The sequence below is a fragment of the Kocuria salsicia genome, from assembly GCF_039532055.1.
Lineage (GTDB): Bacteria > Actinomycetota > Actinomycetes > Actinomycetales > Micrococcaceae > Kocuria > Kocuria salsicia.
Map to the genome: position 1 here is coordinate 14,035 of NZ_BAAARF010000007.1, position 16,560 is coordinate 30,594.

A 16,560-nucleotide genomic window follows, 5' to 3' on the forward strand; every position below is an offset into this window, starting at 1 on the left:
ATGGCACCACCCACCCCCACAAGCGAGGCGCAGGCCACGCTGCCGCGCCACCAGCTGCTGGATGAGCGCGGCGTCGTCCGCGAGGACCCGAAGCTCTCCCCGTACGCGGCGGACCTCTCGCTCGAGGACCTGCACCACCTGTACCGGTCCATGACCCTTGCCCGCCGTGTGGACGAGGAGGGCACCTCGCTGCAGCGCCAGGGGCAGCTGGTGCTCTGGGTCCCGCTGCGGGGCCAGGAGGCGGCGCAGGTCGGTTCGGTGTGGCCCACACGGCCCACCGACCGGCTCTTTCCTTCCTACCGCGAGCACGCGGCGGCCTTTGAGCGGGGGATCCGCCCAGCGGACCTGATGCGGCTGTTCCGCGGCATCACGGCCGGGGGCTGGGACCCGGAGGAGTACCAGATGAACCTCTACACCATGGTCCTCGCCGCCCAGGTTCCCCACGCGGTGGGCTACGCCATGGGGACCGCGCTGGACCGCAGGGCCGCGGGGAGCGCGGGAAATCCGCCCACCACGGCGCCGGAAGCGGTCGTCGCGTACTTCGGGGACGGCGCAAGCACCGAGGGCGAGATCCACGAGTCCATGGTCTTCGCGGCCTCCTACGACGCCCCGGTACTCTTCTTCATCCAGAACAACCAGTGGGCCATCTCGGTGCCCTTCACCACGCAGTCGCGCGTCCCCCTGGCCACGCGCGCCGCGGGCTACGGCTTCGAGGGGTTACGCGTGGACGGCAACGATGTCCTGGGGGTCGTGGCGGCCACGCGCTACGCGCTCGAGAAGATCCGCGCAGGGGAGGGCCCCGTGCTGATCGAGGCCGAGACCTACAGGATGGGAGCCCACACCACGGCGGACGACCCCACCAAGTACAGGGAGCGGGACGAGGAGGACGAATGGGGCCACCTCGATCCCATCGACCGGCTGCGGTCCCACCTCCGCACCCACCACGGGGTCGAGGACGAGTTCTTCGAGGCCGTGGCGCGGGAGAACGACGACGCCGCGCAGCAGCTGCGTGCCGAGGTCCTCGCCATGGAGCCGCCCACCTTCGAGGAGTCGTTCGGCAAGGCCTACGCCGAACCGCACTCGCTCGTGAGCGCCGAACGGGCCGAGTACCTGGACTACCAGGCCGGCTTCACCCCGGCGCAGGACACCGAGACCGGAGGGACCGGCGCATGACACAGCTGACCGTGGCCAAGGCCATCAACGCCGGGCTCGCACGGGCCATGGAGGAGAACACCAAGGTCATGCTCATGGGGGAGGACATCGGCTCCCTGGGTGGCGTGTACCGCGTGACGGAGGGGCTGAAGACCCGTTTCGGCGCCCACCGCGTGCTCGACACCCCGCTCGGCGAGGCCGGGATCGTGGGCACCGCCGTGGGGCTCGCGGAGCGCGGCTACCGCCCTGTGTGCGAGATCCAGTTCGACGGGTTCACGTTCCCGGCGTTCAACCAGATCACCACCCAGCTGGCCAAGATCCACGCTCGCTCGGACGGCAGGCTCACGGTGCCCGTGACCATCCGCATCCCCTACGGAGGGGTCATCGGCTCTGTGGAGCACCACTCGGAGTCCCCGGAGGCGCTGTTCGCGCACACTGCCGGGCTGCGGATCCTCGCCCCCTCCAACGCGCAGGACGCCTACTGGATGTCCCAGCAGGCCATCCAGTGCGACGACCCCGTGATCATCTTCGAGCCAAAGCGCCGCTACTGGCTCAAGGGCGATGTGGACGAGACGACCTCCCCGGGGGACCCGTTCAGCGCCGCCGTGATCCGTGAGGGCCACGAGGCCACGGTGGTCGCGTGGGGCCCGCTCGTGCCGGTGGCGCTCGCCGCGGCGCAGGCGGCCCAGGAGGACGGACGCAGCGTGGAGGTCATCGACCTGCGCAGCCTCTCGCCGGTGGACTTCGACACCGTGACGGCTTCCGTGCGCAAGACGGGCCGCCTGGTGATCGCCCACGAGGCCCCGACCTTCGGGGGGCTGGGCGGGGAGATCGCCGCGCGCGTCACCGAGCGGGCCTTCTACTCGCTCGAAGCACCCGTGCTGCGAGTGGGCTCCTACCACCTTCCGTATCCTCCCGCCGCTGTGGAGGACCACTACGTCCCGGACCTGGACCGAGTGCTCGAGGCACTCGACCGGTCCTTCGCCTACTAGAGCAGTCGCGCCGCCGGTTCCCGGGAGGGGGCCGCAGCGCACGAGGGAGAACTCATGTCACAGGTTTTCACGCTTCCGGACGTGGGCGAGGGGCTGACCGAGGCGGACATCCTCGCCTGGAAGGTCTCCGAGGGGGACCAGGTCACGGTCAACCAGGTGCTGGTGGAGATCGAGACCGCCAAGTCCGTGGTGGAGCTGCCCTCCCCGTTCGCGGGGACCGTGCAGGAGATCATGGTGGCCGAGGGGGAGACCGTGCAGGTGGGCACCCCCATCATCGCGGTCGCCACGAGTGACGACGCCCCCGCAGGCGCGACCGATCCCGGCTACACCGGCTCGGCACCGGAGGACGGGCTCGCGGACGAGCCGGTCCCCGAGGTGCAGCACGCGGAGGAGGACATCACCTCTGGCTCCGGCACGAGCCTGGACTCCGCCGGGGGCAAGGCGCTTGTGGGCTCCGGGCCGAAGGCGGACCCGGTGCGGCGGCGGCGTCGTACCCGCGTGGGAATGCGCACGGACGCCGAGGCGCCGCAGGGACTGAGCCAGAGCGGTGCAGCGGCCCAGAAGGCCGAGGCGGACACCAGTGTCGTGCGGAAGCAGGGCTGGGCGGACCGGCTCTCCCGCACGGGCATCGGCAGCGCCGCGGTGGACTTCGCGGAGAAGGCTGGGAAGATCCGGGACCGCAGCGAGACGTGGTGGAAGTCCCTGGACGAGCCCGCGGCGCAGCCCCCGGCCACCGCGTCCATCCCGCGGCGCCCCAACCTCGCCAAGCCCCCCGTGCGCAAGGCGGCGAAGGAGATGGGCATCGACCTCGCGGACGTGCGGGCCACCGGCGACGGCGGCCAGGTCACCAAGAGGGACCTGCTCGCCTACGCCGCCCACGAGCGGGAGGTGGAGGGCGGCCCGGACACGTTCTGGAGCGCGACCGCCCAGCCCGCGGACGCCCGTGAGGAGCGCATCCCCGTCAAGGGGGTCCGCAAGGCCACCGCGCGGAACATGGTGAAGTCCGCGTTCAGCGCCCCGCACGTGTCGATCTTCGTGGACGTGGACGCCACCCGGACCATGGAGTTCGTCAAGCGGCTCAAGGAATCCCCGCACTTCGAGGGAGTAAAGGTCACGCCCCTGCTGATCCTGGCGAGGGCCGTGATCTGGGCCGCCGCGCGCAACCCGCAGGTCAATGCCACGTGGACCGACACCGAGATCGTCATCAAGCGCTACATGAACCTCGGGATCGCCGCGGCCACGCCGCGGGGGCTGCTGGTGCCCAACATCAAGGAGGCCCAGGACCTCAGCCTGCGCGAACTGGCCATCGCGCTGCACGAACTGACGCAGACAGCTCGCGCGGGACGCACCCAGCCCGGGGACATGCAGGGCGGAACCCTGTCGATCACGAACATCGGCGCCCTGGGCATCGACACCGGCACTCCCATCATCAATCCGGGAGAGGCGGCGATCGTGGCCTTCGGGACCATCAAGCAGAAGCCGTGGGTCGTCGACGGGGACGTCGTCCCGCGCTGGATCACCACCCTGGGCGGCTCTTTCGACCACCGCGTGGTGGACGGGGACCTCTCCGCGCGCTTCATGGCGGACGTGGCCCGCATTCTGGAGGAGCCCGCGCTGCTGCTCGACTGAGCCCGGGCCTCAGCCCGTGGGCGCCTCCGGCACCGCTCGGAAGCACCCCAGCACATGACCGGGTGCGCGGCCCGTGCGCTCGAGCCACCGGTGTGCCGTCACCGGCCCCACCAGCCCGATGCCGTGTCCGCGCAGCACCAGTGCGAGACGTCGCGACGCCGCGGTGCTGTCCGGGAGGTCCAGCGCGGTCTCGGGTGCCGGGCCCGGCGCGGGGACCTCGGCCTCCTCGAGCACGTCCTGCCAGTCGGAGAACTCCCAGTCCTGGCACGCGCGGGCGTTGCGGACCACTGCCTCGATCTTGGCGCGGTTGCGGATGAGCTCTGGGACGTCGAGGAGGTCGTCCACGTCGTCGTCGTCGAACAGCGCCACTCGGCGCGGGTCCAGGCCGGCCATGTTCAGGTGCCACGCGTCGTGCCGGGCGGCCTGGGACCAGCGGGCGAGGCCCGAATCCACGAGTTCCAGGGTGAGGGCGGCGAAGTATCCCCTGGCGCTCGTGGGAGTGGTGCCCCAGCCCTGGTCGTGGTCGATCAGGGCGCCCACGGTGGCCGGTGACCACGGGCACCGGCTCACCCCGTCCCCGCACAGGACGGCTCGCAGCGCCGTCCGCGCCAGGCCCGCGGGCGCGAGGAGGTCCCCGAGTGCGGGGGGCTCCCCGGACGGGGGCAGGCCCACGTCCTGCGGCGGCAGGGACAGAGGATCGAGGGAGTCAGGCTGCGAAGTCGTCATGGCGCAACGCTAGGGTCGGCGCGCCCGCCAGCGGGCAGGGAGCGGGGCGCCTGTGGATCCAGCGCCCCGCGGAGGATGCCGCGGCGCCGCTGTGCAGTGCGCCCGCATCAGAAGACGGAGACCGTCCCGGTGCCGTCCGCGATCTCCACCGCCACGGGGTCGTCGTCCGGGTTCTCGGAGTCGTGCACGATGAACACCGCGGTCGGATCGCCTTCCGGCAGCGCGCGCACCGTGATGATGCCCGTCCGCGCCTGGGCGATGATCTCGGCGAGCTGCCGAGCAGTGGCCTCCATGACGGCGGGAGACGGTGCGCAGCCCCGCTCGTCCAGGATGTCCACGGTGAGACCGCGAGCACGGGCCGCACGGGTCATCTCGAGGACGTGGGGGGAGGCGATCGAACGGCCGCGGATGCTGTCGCGCAGCTGGGCCTCGGTGAGCCGGAACTGCTGGGCATCGTAGTCGGTGACGGGGGAGGTGTCCTGGGCGATCCGCTCCAGCAGCCCGCCGGCGAGCCTGCGGACCTCGTCCACACGCCTGCTGGAGGCCTGGCGCATCCCCGTCTCGGCCTCGTCGCGCGAGCGCGCGGTCTCGAGGATTCTGCGGGTGTCCTCCTGGCGGAGCATGAACTCGTTGTACTGCCGTTCCACCATCCAGGTCACGAGCAGCACGGCGGCACCAACCACGTGGTAGGCCTCCACGGGGCGAAGCACGCCGTCCGTCACGGGCCAGCGCAGCACCGAGAGGACCGTGACACCGAGCCACACGGTCCACGCCCATCCCGGGCGCAGGCGCATCCCCAGGGCGAAGAGGACCGCGATGAACCCCAGGTGGAACCAGGGGGCCTGCCCGGCGTCGAGCGTCACGGGGGTGGCCGCATACCCCTGCTGCGCCGCCAGCAGGAACAGGCCGCTCACGAGGGCGGTGGGCACCAGGGGGAAGCGGTGGCCGTTCCACGGGGGCAGGGCCACCAGCAGGCCGGAGAGGGTGTAGGCGAGCATCGAGACCACGAACGCCCCCTGACGTCCCGCGGAGGCCTCGAAGTGCCCCAGTGCGGCCACGAAGGGCGCGGAGAACGCGGCCAGGACGATGAGCCGCATGTAGCGGTGCGCGAAGGCCTCGCGCTTCACCGTGCTCATGCCGTGGCGTCCTTTGGCCACGTCAGTGTCACCCGCGTGCCCCGCCCGGGCGCGGTGTCGAGGTCCACGGCGCCGCCGATCGCCTCGATGTTCTCCACGATGGACACGCGCACGCCCAGCCTGCGGCCGGGGATGTCGTGGTAGTTGAAGCCCCGGCCGTCGTCGCTGATGGTGAAGCGCAGGTAGAAGCCTTCGGGGTTGATCCTGGTGGGCTCGCACAGCGCGCCCTCCATGGACACCGTGGTCAGTTCGCTGCCCGAGTGGCGGGCGCTGTTGGACACGGCCTCGGTGACCGCCTGGGTGAGCCCGTGCGCCACGTACGCGGGGACGAAAACCCGGGGCTCGCCCACCGGGCGCATGGGTCCTCGGAGGTTGGTGAACCGCACCCGGGAGCGCCAGGGGGCCAGAGCGTCCATGAGCTCGTCCATGAGCACGTGCACCATCACGGTGTGCGAACCGGTGGAGCGGCTGGACTCCTCCGCCAGCACGTCCAGCGCCCGGGAGGCGAGCTGGCGGGTCTGCCGGGACAGCGGGCCCCGGGACCGGGAGGCGTCGAGCAGGGCGGCCATGACGTTGTCGTGGATGAGCCGGTCGATGCGCTCCTGGTCCGCGGTCTCCGAGCGGTTGCGGCGCATGGCCAGGGTCTGGGAGAGGGCTTCCGCGTAGTCGATGTCCAACTTCTCCACACCCCGCTTGCCCACGGCAAGCACCACGACGAGCATGAACCCGAAGACCATCCGGGAGAGCCCTGCGGCGAGCCAGGGCTCCGCGCTGTCCTCCACGGTGATCACGCGTGAGGCGATCACCGCGTAGACGGACTCGAGCAGCACCATGTACAGCACCGCGGCTCTGGGGCTCCACAGCACCGCGGCGGCGCCCACGGCCAGGATGATGAAGCCGGAGATCCACGGGTTCTGCGGCATGGACCTGCCGGTCCATGCGAGCGGCAGCGCGAAGATCCCCGCCGCCACTACCGCGGTGTAGGCCACGAAAACCCAGGGACGCACCGAGTGCCGCAGGCCGTAGAGCAGGGTGAACCCGGTGAGCACCGCGAGCGCCAGCACGAACACCGCGTACCAGTCCCGCAGCGACTGCTGCTGCTGGGCGTAGATCGGCAGCACCTCGATGAGGTGGGCCACTCCGAAGACGCCGAACCCGATCATCGCGAGATAGTGGGCGCGGTACGTGTAAAGACCCAGCTCCCCCGGCGCGATGGTGGCGAAGAACCGCTTCCACCGCAGCCGGACGTTGACCCGCCGGTACGAGAGCGCCCTGCGCGTGACAGACCTCTCGCGTGCACTCATGCGGGGGGCCGGGCTCGGGTCACAGCTTCTTCTCGGCGCTGGTGACGTCGTCCTCCGGGTCCACCAGCCCGTCCTCGATCGCGCGGATGCGCAGGTCGATCTTGGTGGGTGCGGGCCGCCCGATGCGGGCGTACTTCTCCCGGATGCGGTCGATGTTGGTCTTCACCGCGGACTGCTTGATGCCCATCCGCCGGGCCACCTGGACCTGGGCGAACCCTGAGGCGTAGAGCCGCAGAGTCTCGCGCTCGCGCGGGGACAGCGCCGCCCTGGAGAACTCGACGTCGCCGTCGATCGCGGCGGCGAGCTCCTTGGTGATCACCGGTTTGCCGTCCGCGATGGCGCGCGCCTCCTCGATCGCGTGCTCGAGGGGGTCCGACTTGCGGACCAGCCCCAGCGCACCCGCGCGCAGCGCCTCGCGGATCAGACCGGCGTTCTCCCCGATGCTGAAGATCAGCACCTTCATGCCCGCGCTGCGCAGCCGCTCCACGTTGGTGGCGGGGCGCGACTTGTCCGCGAGCGAGAGGTCCAGCAGGACGACGTCGCACTCGATCCGCTTGGCCCCCTGTGCCGTGAGCGCGGGATTCTCCGGGTCTCTCCCCAGCTGGTCCAGCAGCGTGGACACGGAATCCGAGGACCCCACGAGTTTGACGTCCGCGAGTGATGTCATGGACACCAGCCGAACACCTTCGCGAACCACTTCATGATCGTCGACAACCGCGACGAGTGTTGAAGGCATAGCAAGTTCCTCCGTACTCCCCTGTGAGGACCCAGCCCAGGCCCTCGACAGGCAAAGTCTACTCGCTCAGTGCATTCGAAACCGTCCACGCGTCCACTTTGCGGTGGTACCGCATTCCCCAGATTCCGCCCAGGAGAGCGGCCACGAGACCGAGCACGAGCAGCCCCGCGACGGCCACGAGACCAACCCCCGGATCACTGCCGAGCAGCTCCTGGACCGTCCACCAGCCTGCACCGAGACCAGCGGTCCCCGCGCCGAGCAGGACAGCCACGGACACCACGGCGCGCGCGAGCAGCGCCCACAGCCACACGCCCATGCCCTGGGCCACCCCGGAGAACCTGCCCATGCGCCCGGCCGTGTATCCCCCGGCGAGCATGGAGAGGAACTCGACTCCTCCCGCCACGGCCACGGCGGCCCACAGGAGGCCCGTCCCAGGTTCGCGCCAGGCGCGGGAGAGTGCGTCCCCGGCGCCAGCGGTGGTGTCGACGCCGAAGCCGGGTGCCGTCAGCGCGGCGACGGCCAGGAGAACGGCCGCCAGGCCGACGGCCACGAGCAACCCCATGAGCCCCGGCAGCACCTGCAGGCCGCCGAAGCGCCGCTTCTGCCTTCCGCGCAGCTCCTCCGCACTCGGCCGGCGCAGCGCGGTGACACCGTCCGGGCGCACCGCCGGGCGCATAGTGTCCCACGCGGCCTCGGCCGAGATCCGCTCCTGCGGACGGGTCAGGTGGTCGTCGCCCACGGGCCCGGCCGCCGCGGAGTCGGCGTCCCGGGGGTGCAGCCTGCCGGAAGCCACGCCAGTGCGTCCGGTGCGCGGCGCGGTGGCCGACGTCGACGACGACGTCGCGCGGGCGGCGTCGTCGGCCACGGCCGGGACCGCCGCGGTGGGGGCGGTGTGCGCACCCGGCGCGTGCTGCTGCGTCCTCCGGGGTCGGGAGCTCGCAACGTCCTCACCAGCGGTTCCGCCGCCGGGGATCCCGGACCGTCCTGCGGCGGTGGGGCGGGGCAGGGGTCGAGTGGTGTCGTCCTCCGGGGACCGCCCCGCGGCGGGCGTCCGGTCCGTCCAGGGCGCCGCGCCGTCGTCGAACGGGTCGCGGGCTGAGGGGCGGGCTGAGGAGGGGGACATGCGGGGGCCTCGTTTCGGCGGGAGATCCGGTGGCGGGTTCCCCGAAGTCTACCGAGGTGGCCCCATCCTCGTGGGCCCACAGCGGAGCCCCGTGCGGCGGGAGCGGGCCGTCACGGAGGAGGACGCAACGCGGGTTCCATGCGCCCGAAAAGACGGACGGGTAACCTCGCACACATGTCTGTTGCGAATTCCCGAGACTTCCTGGCAGCCCGACCGTGGACAGCGAGCTACGACTCGGGGGTGCCCCGTGACCTGGACCTGCCCGAGACGTCGCTGGTGCACATGCTCGAGAAGTCCGTGGCCCGCCACGGGGCCAAGACCGCCGTGGAGTTCTTCGGCGCCGGGATGACCTACGCGCAACTAGGCGAGCAGGTCCAGCGGGCGGCCGAGGGTCTGCGGATCATGGGGGTCCAGGCGGGGGATCGCGTGGCACTCGTGCTGCCCAACTGCCCCCAGCACATCGTGGCGTTCTACGCGGTGCTGCGCCTGGGGGCGATCGTGGTGGAGCACAACCCCCTCTACACGGCACCGGAGCTGCGCCATCAGTTCGAGGACCACGGTGCACGCGTGGTGATTGCGTGGGACAAGATCGCCACCTCGATCACCCGGATGCCCAAGGACCTCGCCGTGGAGCACGTGGTGGCCGTGGACATCACCGAGAGCATGTCGACCCTGATGCGGCTCGGGCTGCGGCTGCCGCTGAAGAAGCTCGCGGAGCAGCGCCGGGAGCTGACCCAGCCTGCGCCGGGGGCGATCCCGTGGCGGACGCTGGCTTCCCACGAACCGCTGCGCGCGGACCACCCCCGTCCCGTGGCGCAGGACATCGCCCTGCTGCAGTACACCTCCGGCACCACCGGCACGCCCAAGGGCGCCATGCTGAGTCACCGCAACCTCGAGTCCAACGCGCTCATGGGCCAGCACTGGCTGGAGAGCTCCTCGGACGAGGTCGTCTACGGCGTGCTGCCCCTCTTCCATGCCTTCGGTCTCACGCTCGGTCTCACGTTCGCCATGTCCCTGGGCGCCAAGCTCGTGCTGTTCCCCACCGTGCGCGGAGACCTCATCCTGCGTGCGATGAGGAAGAGCATGCCCACGGTGCTGCCCGCCGTGCCGCCCGTGTACCAGAAGGTGCTCGACGCCGCCGCGGAGAAGGGTGCGGACCTCACCGGGATCCGCGTGGCCGTCTCCGGCGCCATGACGCTGCCCGTTCCCCTCGTGGACACCTGGGAAGATGCCACGGGCGGCATGCTCATCGAGGGCTACGGACTCACCGAGTGCTCGCCCCTGGTGGCGTGCAACCCCCTCAACGAGCACCGCCGCGCAGGCTCGATCGGCATCCCCTTCCCGAGCACCGACATCCGCATGGTCGACCCCGGCACCGGCGTGGACGTCCCGCTGGATGCGGAGGGCGAGCTTCTGGTCAAGGGCCCGCAGGTCACCCGCGGCTACTGGAAGCGCCCCCAGGAGACGGCCGAGCTGTTCACAGAGGACGGCTGGCTGCGCACGGGGGATATCGTCATGGTGGACGAGGACGGCTTCCTGCGCGTGGTGGACCGCATCAAGGAGGTCATCATCACCGGAGGCTTCAACGTGGCACCCACCGAGGTGGAGACGGCCCTGAAGCTGCACGACGCCGTGGCCGACGCCGCGGTGGTGGGCATCCCCGGTTCGGACGGCAACGAGGCCGTGGTGGCCGCGGTGGTTCTGGAGCCCGGTGTGGAGCTGGACGAGGCGGCTCTGCGGCAGCACTGCTACGACAAGGTGACCCGCTACAAGGTCCCCCGCCGCATCGTCGCCATGGAGGACCTCCCGCGCACGATGCTCGGCAAGACCCTGCGCCGGGCGGTCAAGGAAGAGATCCTGGAGAAGAAGCTCCTCGACTCCTGACACGAGGTCCGCGGGGGCGGGCGCACGCGCACCGGAGCGGTGCCGAACCTGCCGCTCGCGGCGGCGTTGACAGCGGGGAGCGCGGCCTCCTCGAGGCTATTCCCGCCTCGAGGGCCCCCTCACGACCAGGCAGGAAGGCGGCACCCGTGGAGCTACGACAGCTGCGCCACTTCATCGCGGTCGCCGAGGAGCGGCACTTCGGCCGTGCGGCGCAGCGGCTGGGCATGGCCCAGCCCCCTCTCTCGCAGCAGATCCGGCAGCTCGAGGATCAGCTGGGCGTCACCCTGCTGGAGCGCACCACCCGGCGCGTGGACCTGACCCCCGCCGGGCAGGAGCTGCTGGAGCGGGGCAGAGCGGTGCTCGCTGAGATCGCGACGCTGGAGGCGGACGTGCACCGCGTGGGCGCAGGGGCCACCGGCGTGCTGAGGATGGGGTGCTGCGGTGCCGCGACCTACGTGAGCATGCCCCGGGTGCTGCGAGGAGTGGGGGAGCGGCTGCCGGGGGTGGCCCTCACCGTCCAGGGGGAGATGTCCGGTGCTGCCGTCGAGTCCGGGCTGCGCGAACGAACCCTGGACGTCGGGTTCCTGCACCCGCCAGTGGCAACACCGGGCATCGAGCACCGGGTCGTCGGGCGGGAACGGCTCGTCGTCGCCGTGCAGCAGGGCAGCCCGCTCGTCTCGGGGCGGGGGCTCGCGGTCGGGGACCTGCGGGAGCAGGTCTTCGTCGGCCACCCGGAGGGATCACCCCTGCAGCGTGCCGTGGACGAGCTGTGCCGCGGTGGCGGGTTCCAGCCGCGCGTCGCGCAGAGCACCCCGGAGATCTCCGTGATGCTGTCGCTGGTGGCGGCAGGCCAGGGGGTTGCCGTGCTCCCGGAGCAGGTGCGTGCCCTGCGGCTCGACGGCGTGGCCTACGAGGACCTTGCGGACGGCGCCCACGTGGAGCTTGTGCTCGCGTGGCGCGGGGAGGACCGCTCGGCCGTCCTGCGTAGTGTCCTGGAGCTCGTGGTGGAGCTCGCGGAGCAGCGGTGACCGCTCGCGGCGGCCGTCGGTGCTCCGGGGGACAGGGGTCGCTCGGATGCAAGCTCAGTGAAAATCATGAATATGACGATTGTGACGTGCGTTGCACCCGGTCCCGGCGGGGTGCGGAGATCATTCCCGGCATTGTGTGTGCCTCGCCACGCTTTACTTGCGTCTCGATGGAGTTGCCACATAAAGTGTTAATGTCGGCCGAAGTGGCCCGGGCGCATCCCCCCAAATGAGCGCCCGGATGATCCCCCGGCTGGCCGGCGTCCCGATCTCCCCCAGATTCGGGATGTCCGACGGGTCCTGCCGATCCCCCAAGTGGCAGGACCCGTCCCCTGTTAACAGGCTCTTTTCCCCGGCCCCTCGGCGCCGGTCTCAGCGCAGCCCCAGCGCCACGAGGCGGGGGAGCACCTTGTGGGCGATGCCCACAAGAGTGGCCTGCTCCTCCTCGTCGAGCACGTCGATGAACGTCTCACGCACCAGGTGCAGGTGTCCCGGGGCGGCGTTCTCGATTGCCTCCCGGCCGCGGCCGGTGATCCCCACCATGAGTCCGCGGGCGTCCGAGGGGTTGGGGGAGCGGGTGATCATTTCCCGGCGCTCCATGCGGGAGAGCATGTGGGACAGCCGCGAACGCTCCCACCCCAGCAGCGTCAGCAGCTCGCGGGACGCCATCCCCTCCGAGGGACCCTCGGACAGGGGCACCAGGACTTCGTACTCGGAGCTGGAGAGCTCGCTGTCGCGCTGCAGCTGGCGGTCCACTGCGCGCTCCATTCCGCGGCTGAGCTCCAGGAAGCCACGCCAGGCGGCCTGTTCCTCCGGGGTGAGCCACTGGACGGGCACGTCCGTGGGTGTGGTGTCCATGCTTCCTCGCGCTCTCTGTGACGGCCCGCGCGTGGTCGCGCGGATGGTGGGTGGGCTCAGCCGCGGTGCTCGCGGGTGATCCAGTCGGAGTCGTAGTGGCCCGGGTCCTCGTGGCGATCCCGGCGGCGCACGCGTTCGGCGTAGTCGGTGGGGCGCAGGGGGGAGTCGTCGTCGTCCGGGCGCGTGAGCCGTGCGGTGGCGACCAGGCCGAAGCCGAGACCGGCGCCCACCACCATCGTCATGCCCCCCACCACGAACGCCAGGATGTAGTCGTCCAGCAGGTCTGGGGGCACGGACGGACCGAGCCAGGAGGGGACGACGAACGCGGTGGCGAAGCAGCCCAGCCCGAGCAGCAGCAGGGCGGCGGGGATGAGCCACAGCCTGGACCACGGGCGGCGCTGCGGGCCTCCCGTCTCCCAGGGCTCCCGGAACACGGCGAGCGCGCGGGTCTGCACGAGCGCGTAGCCCGCGAGCCCCGCCACCACGAGGGCACCGCCCACGAGCCAGCCGAGCCAGGTGCCCGCTGCGAGCAGCCCCAGACCGGCGAGCAGCCCCAGCAGGATGACGGTGAAGGACAGCCCCCGGCCCATGCGCCGGGCGGCCTGTGCAGAAGCGGTCCGCGTGGAGGGCTCAGAGGGCTGACCGGGTGCGGAGGGCGACGTGGCCGTCGGCCGGGGCGTCTCCTCGGCCGGCTGCGCGCGGATACCGTAGCGCGGGCGCTCGTCCTCGTGGCAGGTGCCCTGGTCTCCAGGCACTGCGGCCCCGGACGCGCTGGGGCCCCGGCGCGGGGTGTCGTCGGTATCGTGGCGGTCGCGGGGGTGCTGGGCGGGAGTCATGGCTGATCCAGTGTGGTCGAGCAGCGGTGCCGCGCGGCGGCTCTGCCGCGCACGGCCTCAAACAAGGCCACTGTAGCCCGCCGCGGTGACGTGAGATGGGGACCCGTGGCACGCTGGACGTATCATCCGCAAGACGTTCACAGGAGGTGGTACATGTCGGATCTGACGGCGGACAACGGCGAGCAGGACCACGAGAAGTACTCCACGGTGGGGTCCTACGTCCGCGAGGGCGAGGAGTACGACCGTGACACCACGTACATCGAGGACCGCATCGTCGCGGATCCCGAGCACGCGCAGCTGTCCCCGGGGGCGCAGGCATGGCCCGTGGAGCCCGGGCGGTACCGCCTGGTCGCGGCCCGGGCCTGCCCCTGGGCGAACCGCACGCTGATCGTGCGCCGGCTGCTGGGGCTGGAGGACGCCATCTCCCTGGGCCTTGCCGGCCCCACCCACGACGCCCGGTCCTGGCGCTTCGACCTCGACCCGGACGGCCGCGACCCCGTGCTGGGCACCCAGCGGCTGCAGGAGAACTACTTCGCGCGCTTCCCAGGCTACCCGCGCGGCATCACCGTGCCGGCCATGGTGGACGCGCCCACGGGTCAGGTGGTGACCAACGACTTCGCGCAGATGACCGAGGACTTCGCCACCGAGTGGCGCGAGTACCAGCGCGATGGCGCCCCGGACCTGTGGCCCGCCGAGCTGGTGGAGGAGATGCGCCCGGTCATGCGCCGCGTCTACACCGAGATCAACAACGGCGTGTACCGCTGCGGCTTCGCGGGCTCGCAGGAGGCCTACGACGCCGCGTACGAGCGCTTGTGGGCGGGGTTGGACTGGGTCGAGGAGCGGCTGGCGACCCGCCGCTACCTGATGGGCGAGTACATCACCGAGGCGGATGTCCGCCTGTTCACCACCCTGGTGCGCTTCGACCCGGTGTACGTGAGCCACTTCAAGGCGTCCCGGAACAAGCTCACCGAGATGCCGAACCTGTGGGGCTACGCGCGGGACCTGTTCCAAACCCCCGGCTTCGGGGACACAGTGGACTTCCAGCAGATCAAGGACCACTACTTCGTGGTCCACCGCGACATCAACCCCTCCGGCATCGTCCCGCTGGGTCCGGACCTCACCAACTGGACCACGCCGCACGGCCGGCAGGCTCTCGGCGGGTCCCCGTTCGCACCGGGGGCCACGCCCCCTGGCCCGGTTCGCCCGCAGGAGCGGGTGCTCGCAGAGCACACCCCGCTCACTGACTGAGGAGGGAGCGGGGGACGACGACGCCGCGCGGCCGACTCCGGCAGCCCGGGCCGGTTCCGCGCGGCTGGCGGAGTGCTCGTGGGAACCCCACAAGTGCGCCCCGGGTGCTTTTGTGCGCCGTGCCCGGGACGCACCCGGTGCCCGAGTAATAGGGTTTATGTGGCTTCCGCCCCGGATCCGGTCCTCCTGCGTACTCTCTCCTGGCGAGGAGCGGTCCAGGGCCCGCCCGTCCCCCGGACACCGTCCGACGACTCCCGAGGAGATTCATGGTCCCGTACCGCAATGAGCGCGCCGCAGCACTTCCCGCACGGCTGTCCCGGTCGTGGCTGCTCACGTCCGCGGCGGATCCCGCCCTCTTCGCCCCGGCGCTGGCCTCGGAGGCGGACTCGGTGGTGCTCGACATCGAGGACGCCGTGCCGGAGGAGGACAAGGATCGCGCGCGAACGGAGATGGTGCGGGCCATGCAGGACGGCGTCAGCGCGTGGGTGCGGATCAACGACATCAGCACCCCGCACTGGGAGAAGGACCTTGCGGCACTGAGCGAGGTAGGCAACCTGCGGGGGATCGTGCTTGCCAAGACCGAGCACCCTGACCACATCACCAAGACGGCGATGATGAGCCGCGCGGGTACTCCCGTGGTCGCGCTCATCGAGTCCGCGGTGGGTCTGATGAACGCGTACGACATCGCCCGCGCCCCGGGCGTCTTCCGCCTGGCCTTCGGCGTGGGTGACTTCCGCAAGGACACCGGCGCCTCCGGGGACCCCATGGCGCTGGCCTTCGCACGCTCCACGCTCGTCACCGCGTCCCGCGTGGGCGAGTTGCCCGGCCCGGTCGACGGGCCGAGCAACGGCATGTATGGCGAGGAGCTCGCCGCCGCGTGCAAGGTCACCCAGTCCATGGGCATGACCGGAAAGCTGTGCCTGGACCCCGCCCAGGCGGACGGCATCAACCACGCCCTGGCTCCGAGCGACCAGGAGATCCGCTGGGCACGGGAGATGATCGAGCAGGCGAACTCCGGCCACGCCGGGGCAGACGGCTCCTACCTGCCGCGGCTCGCCCGCGCCAGGAAGGTCTCCGAGCTGGCTGAGACCTACGGCCTCTGGAACAGCTGAGACCCGCGGCCCGCAGCGGGTTCAGCCCTCCAGGCCCCATCCCCGCAGCAGTTGCGTGAGCGCAGGGTCGGCGAGGGAGTCCACGAGGTAGTGGGAGCGCAGCGGCTCGTCGTGGCCGTGGGGCGCGCCCAGTACGACCATCCCGGCGGCCTCTGCGGCGGAGCTCCCGGCGGGGGAGTCCTCCACGGCGAGGGCCTGCTCCGGTGCCACGCCGAGCCGACGGACGGCCTCCTCGTATATGTCCGGGGCGGGCTTTCCCTCGGCCACGTCGTTCGCGCTGACCCAGGTCTGCAGGACGTCGCCCAGACCGATGGCGGCCATCTTGCGGTCGAGGATCGCGCGGGTCGAGTTGCTCGCCACGGCCACCGGCACGTGTCCGGCGACGGCCCGCACCGTCTCCACCGCGCCGGGCAGCGGTTTCAGCACCTGGCTGACCACGTCCTGCTCGGTGCGCAGCAGGTCCTGGAGCACCTCGTCGACGGACGGGGCGCTCCCGCCGCCGGTCTTCGCCGCGGCCTCCGCCTCGCGTGCGATGTGCCGTGCCACATCCCTCGCCGCCAGGCCCATCAGGTCCGTTCCCGTGCGCTCGTCGAGCGGCACGCCGAAACGCTTGGCCACCTGCTGCTGCACGTCCGACCAGGCTCGTTCGGTGTCCATGAGCACCCCGTCGCAGTCGAAGACGACGGCGCGGGGTCGCCACTGCGGGTCCGGGGCGGGGAGGCTGGGTTCCATGCACCCAGTCAACCACGCGGAGGCGGCGCGGCCCGCGGACGGTGCGGGCGGCGGCGTCGTCCCCGGG

Annotated in this window: 15 protein-coding genes; 7 read left to right on the forward strand and 8 right to left on the reverse strand. The window is 71.4% G+C overall.

Features of this window, described 5'->3' with window-relative positions:
• Genes ABD264_RS06300 through ABD264_RS06310 form a run of 3 tightly spaced genes read left to right on the forward strand, consistent with a single transcriptional unit; the run spans position 1 to position 3,773 of the window.
• Positions 1-1,173 carry a thiamine pyrophosphate-dependent enzyme gene (locus tag ABD264_RS06300; protein WP_303104593.1) on the forward strand — a complete coding sequence of 391 codons (1,173 nt, stop codon included), beginning with the start codon at positions 1-3 and terminating at the stop codon, positions 1,171-1,173.
• On the forward strand, positions 1,170-2,144 hold the full coding sequence (locus tag ABD264_RS06305; RefSeq protein WP_144941071.1) for an alpha-ketoacid dehydrogenase subunit beta: 975 nt from the start codon (positions 1,170-1,172) through the stop codon (positions 2,142-2,144). The genes ABD264_RS06300 and ABD264_RS06305 overlap by 4 nt, the downstream gene beginning before the upstream one ends.
• Before the next feature lie 54 nt (positions 2,145-2,198).
• Complete coding sequence (locus ABD264_RS06310; RefSeq protein ID WP_303104590.1) at positions 2,199-3,773, forward strand: dihydrolipoamide acetyltransferase family protein; 1,575 nt, start codon at positions 2,199-2,201, stop codon at positions 3,771-3,773.
• A 9-nt stretch (positions 3,774-3,782) separates the two neighbouring features.
• On the opposite strand, the gene ABD264_RS06315 is transcribed toward ABD264_RS06310, so the two are convergent.
• The 5 genes from ABD264_RS06315 to ABD264_RS06335 all read right to left on the reverse strand — a co-directional run bounded on the left by ABD264_RS06315 (position 3,783) and on the right by ABD264_RS06335 (position 8,798).
• Positions 3,783-4,499: a DNA-3-methyladenine glycosylase I gene (locus ABD264_RS06315; RefSeq protein ID WP_145010184.1), complete on the reverse strand. Its 717-nt coding sequence runs from the start codon at positions 4,497-4,499 to the stop codon at positions 3,783-3,785.
• A 107-nt stretch (positions 4,500-4,606) separates the two neighbouring features.
• Positions 4,607-5,635 carry a hypothetical protein gene (locus ABD264_RS06320; protein WP_145010181.1) on the reverse strand — a complete coding sequence of 343 codons (1,029 nt, stop codon included), beginning with the start codon at positions 5,633-5,635 and terminating at the stop codon, positions 4,607-4,609.
• Positions 5,632-6,939: a sensor histidine kinase gene (locus tag ABD264_RS06325; RefSeq protein ID WP_145010178.1), complete on the reverse strand. Its 1,308-nt coding sequence runs from the start codon at positions 6,937-6,939 to the stop codon at positions 5,632-5,634. Before ABD264_RS06325 ends, ABD264_RS06320 begins: the two co-directional genes overlap by 4 nt.
• A 19-nt stretch (positions 6,940-6,958) precedes the next feature.
• Positions 6,959-7,675, reverse strand: a complete 717-nt coding sequence (locus ABD264_RS06330; RefSeq protein WP_144941061.1) for a LuxR C-terminal-related transcriptional regulator — start codon at positions 7,673-7,675, stop codon at positions 6,959-6,961.
• A 58-nt stretch (positions 7,676-7,733) separates the two neighbouring features.
• Complete coding sequence (locus ABD264_RS06335) at positions 7,734-8,798, reverse strand: hypothetical protein (protein WP_344205007.1); 1,065 nt, start codon at positions 8,796-8,798, stop codon at positions 7,734-7,736.
• Positions 8,799-8,972: 174 nt separating this feature from the next.
• On the opposite strand from ABD264_RS06335, the gene ABD264_RS06340 reads away from it, so the two are divergent.
• A complete protein-coding gene (locus tag ABD264_RS06340) occupies positions 8,973-10,682 on the forward strand; it encodes a long-chain-fatty-acid--CoA ligase (RefSeq protein WP_295108355.1) in 1,710 nt (569 codons plus the stop codon).
• A gap of 146 nt (positions 10,683-10,828) precedes the next feature.
• Positions 10,829-11,710 (forward strand): LysR family transcriptional regulator, encoded by an 882-nt coding sequence (locus ABD264_RS06345; protein ID WP_344205010.1) that lies wholly within the window; start codon positions 10,829-10,831, stop codon positions 11,708-11,710.
• 369 nt (positions 11,711-12,079) lie between these two features.
• On the opposite strand, the gene ABD264_RS06350 is transcribed toward ABD264_RS06345, so the two are convergent.
• Together ABD264_RS06350 and ABD264_RS06355 are read right to left on the reverse strand one after the other, a co-directional pair.
• Complete coding sequence (locus ABD264_RS06350) at positions 12,080-12,565, reverse strand: MarR family winged helix-turn-helix transcriptional regulator (protein ID WP_055082744.1); 486 nt, start codon at positions 12,563-12,565, stop codon at positions 12,080-12,082.
• Between the two features lie 56 nt (positions 12,566-12,621).
• Complete coding sequence (locus ABD264_RS06355; RefSeq protein ID WP_055082746.1) at positions 12,622-13,401, reverse strand: hypothetical protein; 780 nt, start codon at positions 13,399-13,401, stop codon at positions 12,622-12,624.
• A gap of 153 nt (positions 13,402-13,554) precedes the next feature.
• Here ABD264_RS06355 and ABD264_RS06360 point away from each other — a divergent pair, with 153 nt between their 5' ends.
• Both ABD264_RS06360 and ABD264_RS06365 read left to right on the forward strand, forming a co-directional pair.
• Entirely contained in the window at positions 13,555-14,649 is a 1,095-nt protein-coding gene (locus ABD264_RS06360; protein WP_344205014.1) for a glutathione S-transferase family protein, read from the forward strand.
• A gap of 266 nt (positions 14,650-14,915) precedes the next feature.
• A complete protein-coding gene (locus ABD264_RS06365; protein WP_055082748.1) occupies positions 14,916-15,761 on the forward strand; it encodes an HpcH/HpaI aldolase/citrate lyase family protein in 846 nt (281 codons plus the stop codon).
• Positions 15,762-15,782: 21 nt separating this feature from the next.
• On the opposite strand, the gene ABD264_RS06370 is transcribed toward ABD264_RS06365, so the two are convergent.
• Positions 15,783-16,493 (reverse strand): HAD family hydrolase, encoded by a 711-nt coding sequence (locus ABD264_RS06370; RefSeq protein ID WP_094395167.1) that lies wholly within the window; start codon positions 16,491-16,493, stop codon positions 15,783-15,785.
• Between the last annotated feature and the right edge of the window lie 67 nt (positions 16,494-16,560).

Excerpts from the sequence above, each read along its gene's own strand:
- ABD264_RS06335 (WP_344205007.1), bottom strand. The coding sequence starts at position 8,798 with ATGTCCCCCTCCTCAGCCCGCCCCTCAGCCCGCGACCCGTTCGACGAC.
- ABD264_RS06370 (WP_094395167.1), bottom strand. The coding sequence starts at position 16,493 with ATGGAACCCAGCCTCCCCGCCCCGGACCCGCAGTGGCGACCCCGCGCC.
- ABD264_RS06305 (WP_144941071.1), top strand. The coding sequence starts at position 1,170 with ATGACACAGCTGACCGTGGCCAAGGCCATCAACGCCGGGCTCGCACGG.
- ABD264_RS06350 (WP_055082744.1), bottom strand. The coding sequence starts at position 12,565 with ATGGACACCACACCCACGGACGTGCCCGTCCAGTGGCTCACCCCGGAG.
- ABD264_RS06315 (WP_145010184.1), bottom strand. The coding sequence starts at position 4,499 with ATGACGACTTCGCAGCCTGACTCCCTCGATCCTCTGTCCCTGCCGCCG.
- ABD264_RS06300 (WP_303104593.1), top strand. The coding sequence starts at position 1 with ATGGCACCACCCACCCCCACAAGCGAGGCGCAGGCCACGCTGCCGCGC.
- ABD264_RS06355 (WP_055082746.1), bottom strand. The coding sequence starts at position 13,401 with ATGACTCCCGCCCAGCACCCCCGCGACCGCCACGATACCGACGACACC.
- ABD264_RS06360 (WP_344205014.1), top strand. The coding sequence starts at position 13,555 with ATGTCGGATCTGACGGCGGACAACGGCGAGCAGGACCACGAGAAGTAC.
- ABD264_RS06310 (WP_303104590.1), top strand. The coding sequence starts at position 2,199 with ATGTCACAGGTTTTCACGCTTCCGGACGTGGGCGAGGGGCTGACCGAG.
- ABD264_RS06325 (WP_145010178.1), bottom strand. The coding sequence starts at position 6,939 with ATGAGTGCACGCGAGAGGTCTGTCACGCGCAGGGCGCTCTCGTACCGG.
- ABD264_RS06330 (WP_144941061.1), bottom strand. The coding sequence starts at position 7,675 with ATGCCTTCAACACTCGTCGCGGTTGTCGACGATCATGAAGTGGTTCGC.
- ABD264_RS06365 (WP_055082748.1), top strand. The coding sequence starts at position 14,916 with ATGGTCCCGTACCGCAATGAGCGCGCCGCAGCACTTCCCGCACGGCTG.
- ABD264_RS06340 (WP_295108355.1), top strand. The coding sequence starts at position 8,973 with ATGTCTGTTGCGAATTCCCGAGACTTCCTGGCAGCCCGACCGTGGACA.
- ABD264_RS06320 (WP_145010181.1), bottom strand. The coding sequence starts at position 5,635 with ATGAGCACGGTGAAGCGCGAGGCCTTCGCGCACCGCTACATGCGGCTC.